This window comes from Candidatus Clostridium eludens (assembly GCF_045310515.1).
Taxonomy (GTDB): domain Bacteria; phylum Bacillota; class Clostridia; order Clostridiales; family Clostridiaceae; genus Clostridium_B; species Clostridium_B eludens.
The window spans coordinates 1-4,666 of the sequence record NZ_JBJHZX010000097.1 but is presented as its reverse complement, the minus strand read 5'-3'; the positions used below and the strand labels follow the sequence as shown (position 1 = coordinate 4,666).

General features: G+C 29.3%; 5 protein-coding genes and 2 pseudogenes. All 7 read left to right on the top strand.

Features of this window, described 5'->3' with window-relative positions; translation table 11 throughout:
* Positions 1-489: 489 nt before the first annotated feature.
* Complete coding sequence (locus ACJDU8_RS25115; protein WP_406794923.1) at positions 490-633, top strand: recombinase family protein; 144 nt, start codon at positions 490-492, stop codon at positions 631-633.
* A gap of 151 nt (positions 634-784) precedes the next feature.
* Entirely contained in the window at positions 785-919 is a 135-nt protein-coding gene (locus tag ACJDU8_RS25110; protein WP_406794785.1) for a hypothetical protein, read from the top strand.
* A gap of 441 nt (positions 920-1,360) precedes the next feature.
* Complete coding sequence (locus tag ACJDU8_RS25105) at positions 1,361-1,891, top strand: ferritin-like domain-containing protein (protein WP_406794922.1); 531 nt, start codon at positions 1,361-1,363, stop codon at positions 1,889-1,891.
* A 32-nt stretch (positions 1,892-1,923) separates the two neighbouring features.
* Positions 1,924-2,052 (top strand): annotated as a pseudogene (locus ACJDU8_RS25100) (cupin domain-containing protein); the annotation flags it as partial.
* Positions 2,053-2,511: 459 nt separating this feature from the next.
* A complete protein-coding gene (locus ACJDU8_RS25095) occupies positions 2,512-2,769 on the top strand; it encodes a TIGR04076 family protein (protein WP_406794921.1) in 258 nt (85 codons plus the stop codon).
* Positions 2,770-3,352: 583 nt separating this feature from the next.
* Positions 3,353-3,667 (top strand): HTH domain-containing protein, encoded by a 315-nt coding sequence (locus tag ACJDU8_RS25090; RefSeq protein ID WP_406794920.1) that lies wholly within the window; start codon positions 3,353-3,355, stop codon positions 3,665-3,667.
* 811 nt (positions 3,668-4,478) lie between these two features.
* Positions 4,479-4,666 (top strand): annotated as a pseudogene (locus ACJDU8_RS25085) (UvrD-helicase domain-containing protein); the annotation flags it as partial.

The following is a 4,666-nucleotide window of genomic DNA, read 5'->3' as shown; positions in this document are numbered from 1 at the left end:
TAATAGTATTTCCTTTTATAAATACAAAATACTATCTTAAGGACATACCACAGAACAAACGTATGAAAGCAGATAGGATGTATTTGATGCTTAAGCAGCTTAAAATGGCTCTGGTATAAAGTTTATCACTCTTTTGAAGTTCAATAATTTTATGATTTCTTATAGGGTACCGTCAACAAAACCGACAAAACCCACGTTAAGAAAATTAATCCCAAAGTGGGTATAAAATGATTTTTTTATCCATTTTATGTCTTGACTTGATGGCCATGTGATTGTACCCACATTCACCTTATATTTTTGAGATAGGACTTTAAAAGCGCCTTCTCCTGCTTAAGGGACTTTTTCCACTTCTTCTCTATTTTCAGGCATACCTCCACCAGCACCTCCTACCTGTAATTTTAAGTATAAACAAATGAGTGCATTATATGACAGACACTCATTTGTTTAATAGTATAATAAGGTAACTACTAAACAAAGAAAGTTTTAAATATGAAAGTTGGATATATAAGAATTTCTACCATTGAACAAAACGTAGCCAGCCAATATGAAATGTATGATGATTCTTACTCTTATGGTATCAATAACAGACGGGAATTTAATAGAAAATTCAAATTGTTTAAGGATAGGAGTTAAGCCTAAAACTAAATTCGAATAATTATCAGCATCAAATTAAAACATAGTCTTAATTTAAAATACTATTAAAAACTTTAACACGATTTTAATTGCTATATGCGCATAATAGGTATATAATGGTAAACGTTGAATGTTGAAAGAAGGTGAAAAATTGAATAAGAAATCAGTATTAATAACACCTGACATTATTGAGGAATGTCTATGCGAATCACTTGATATTCTTGAAGAAGTAATCCCTCACATAGAAAAAACCAAGAAAAAATCATTGAAAAAGTCATTAAAATAACCCTATAGTACAAGGCTTTTTTTTATTTTAATGAAAATCACATCTAAAACAACTTCCATAGCTTAAATGTCTTTTATGTGACTTTAAAGTGCAACCATATTTTTCCTTGCAGTAATTTTATATAAGTTAAAAAACATTAGTTTAAATAATACAGTGTTTTACTAAAAGATTATAACTTTTATATAAAATATTCTTAACTTATTGACCTTCTTATATGCCATTAATTATATGCAAAATTATACAATTGAAATGTAGTGTCTAAATACAATAAGATATCTAATATAAATTTACAAATTATAGAATATACTTTGCCCCTGGTTACACGCTTGCTGGTATTAGGCCTAAATATATAATTATTTTTATGTAGCTATTAATGTTCTACTGTATACTTTTTATATATAATCATATAATATTATGTATTTAATTAATTGGAGGACAAATATGTCAGGGTATATATCAAAGCATACTAAATATACTGTAAACTTACCATATCAGGAGCCAATGATAGAGAGGCAAAATATACAGTATGCTAATATTCTTTTAAAAGATTATGCTGGTGCAGTTAGTGAATTTACAGCAGTCAGTTTATATGTGTATCAACATTTTGTTAGTGAAGGTCAATATAATGATTATGCAGAGCTCATCGGTGGAATTTCTATAGTAGAAATGAAGCACTTAGAGCTTTTAGGTAAGACTATTAAATTGGAAGGAATTAAACCAATGTACATTGACAATGCCTGTCCTCCTGGCAAGCTTTGGAGCTCTCGGTATGTTAATTATACCAATTTTATAAGAGAAATGCTTATGGAGGACATTCGATCTGAGCAGAAGGCAATAAAAAATTATAGGTATCATATAACTTTGATACAGGATAGGTATATAAGAAAATTACTTGAAAGAATAATTCTTGACGAAGAACTTCATGTTAAATTATTTACACAAGAATATGAAAAATACAGCAACTTATATTAGAATATTAGCTTGTTAAATAATTAAATTTAAGGCACAATGTTATCAATACAGGTAATAAACCACTTAAGGTATATTCTATTTATGCACCACCTCAACATCCACGTAATACAGTCCATGTAACCAAAGCAGATGCGGAAGCCCCCGAAGAGAAGCACCACTAATTAAGATTACAACCTACGCAAATTTCAAATTCGAAGTAACAACTAAAAAGGGAACAACTATTTTTAACACCATTGTCGTGGTTGCTAAAAAAAAATTGATAGTTTATCAGTATTTTTCTATTATATTGATAGATTATCAATAAATTCCTTGACTCTATAAGATTTTTATATTAAAATAAAAAAATCATCACTATAAAGTTGATTCTTCAAGTTCTTCTTAGATTCAAGTGGAGTTTACTTATGAAAAACGCTTTTCTCCATCTGAACCTTAGAAGAACTTATCCAGGTGCTTAGTAGCGTTTATCTCCCACTTTGAAGAAGATGGGAGTATCAGCTAATTACCGTGTTCGCATAAATGTATAAGAAAACACATTGTACATTTCGCTTAGCAATTAGTTAATAGTTAATGAACTAGCACAAAGGTTTAAATTAAATACTGCATATCAGGGGGAGATATTTATGGAACATGTTGTAATAGAAGTTGTAGAATCTAAATGTAGTTGTTACAAAAAAGGAGATAAAATATCTATAAAAAATACACTAGTAGATATGAAAAATACTGACAATATATGTGTAATGGCATTACAATCTTTTTTTCCTTTTGTATTTGCCGCCAGGAAAGGTGTTACCCCAGAACAAATGGGCTTCGGAGAAAAACTTATAGTTCAATGTCCAGATTATTGTGACGAAGTTATTTTTGAAATTAAAAAAATTTAATTTAACGCCAGGGCGTGCCTGAAAAGGCACAGTTTCTATACTATTTGCACAAAATAAATATCGCAGCACAATAAACAAAGAAAGAAAAGAAGATGCAAGCTTATCGTATCAAGTTGCAATCCTACGAAAATGCTTGATTTTATTAAAAACAAATAAAACTCCCAAAATACAAGAAGGCATAGAATTCCTATGTCTTTTTTGAGTATAGCCTAAAGCAACAAAAGCAGAAGTAAGCTGATCGGCTTAAATTCTATTTATTTAGGATTGCTTTTTAGATAGATAAACAATTGTTTTTAAATGTCTCGGAGTTCAAACAAATATTCTTAAAATATAATTTAAAAATTGTACATTAGAAATGTAATATTTAAGTATTATGGGGTCTTCTTGTAATAATAATATTTGTTTACATATATTCGAGAATAATATATTAATGTATTTACAAAACTGCACTCTCAATAAATATAAAAAATGGTATGTTTATTAATAAAATAGACAGTTAAAAAAAACGTATGAAATACTATTTTTAACAACCTATTTTATAGGGCCTTTTTTTGTTATAAAATATTTCAGAGGAGTTACTATAATGGGGAAAAACTATTTTACAGATGACCAACTGGAGGCTTTATTGAAAAATCCATATGTAAAAAGTGCTAGTGCCAAAGCTATTACCTACTCTGAAGAATTTAAGGAGTACTTTGTAGCAGAGTATCAGGCTGGAAAAACGCCATCTGAGATATTAAGGAATTCAGGGTTTGATGTTAGTGCTTTAGGTAGAGATAGAATTGATAATATATCTCGTCGCTTCAGAAAGATGAGTAAGCGTGAAGGTGGATTTAGTGACATGAGAAAAGATACATATGGTCGCTCATCAACAAAGACTTTAACATCTGATGAATAAATTGCACGTTTACAGCATCAAGTTAAATATTTAAAGCAAGAAAATGAATTCTTAAAAAAAATCAATTTTCTAAATTGGCAGGCACAATGGAAGTACAAGCAAAACCGCAAGAAAAATTTAAAATAATACATCAAATGATCCAGCGAGACAATAATATGCTGAACATCAGCTGGCTATGTGAATGTGCAGGTGTATCTAGGTCTGGTTATTACAGCTGGATCTCATACTAATTAGTTTTAAATATAGCCTTAAAAATATTTATACTTCTCTCTACCCCAAGTATAAAGAGCCATATTTTAATTCTCAGAAACAGTTGTCATAAAGCTGAAATTGAGAGAAAGAAGGAAATTGATCTAAGAATTAAGGCTGAAAAGGAGTATAATAATTTGTATTTCGAAAATATTAATTTAAGAAATAACTTAGAAATTAATAAGAGTTTCAATGCTAAGTTACTAAGAGATAATTCAGTCTTACCATATTCTGCTAGTCCGCAAATATAAGCTTAAAATAGGAAAGCTAGCATGCTTTCCTATTTTTTATAAAGAAAACCCTTGATAATACTATTACGGTGAAACGTATCATAGGGTATTAAAATTACTGAATGAAAGCAGGAAATAAAAGCAGTAACATTGATTTAGGTAATTATAAAATATATGTGGATAATGTGTTGATAGTTATGTTGGTAAGTGCACGAATGGGCTTCTTTTACGTTATTTTCTACAAAACCTATTTTCTACACACCTTGTTCTGTGTTCTAAATATTGATAATACTTGATTTAATATTTTTCTACATATTTTTTTATCTCCATACCAAGAATTTCAAGATTGTGATAAACTTCAAATAGATATTTTAAAATTAATTGGAAGAAATAGTTCTATATTTGCAGTGGGGGATGAAGACCAGTGCATATATGGATTCAGGGGCTCTGACCCAGGATGTATGGTGAATTTTGATGAATATTTTAGTGGCGGTAAAAAGCTGTTTTTAAAGATAAATTA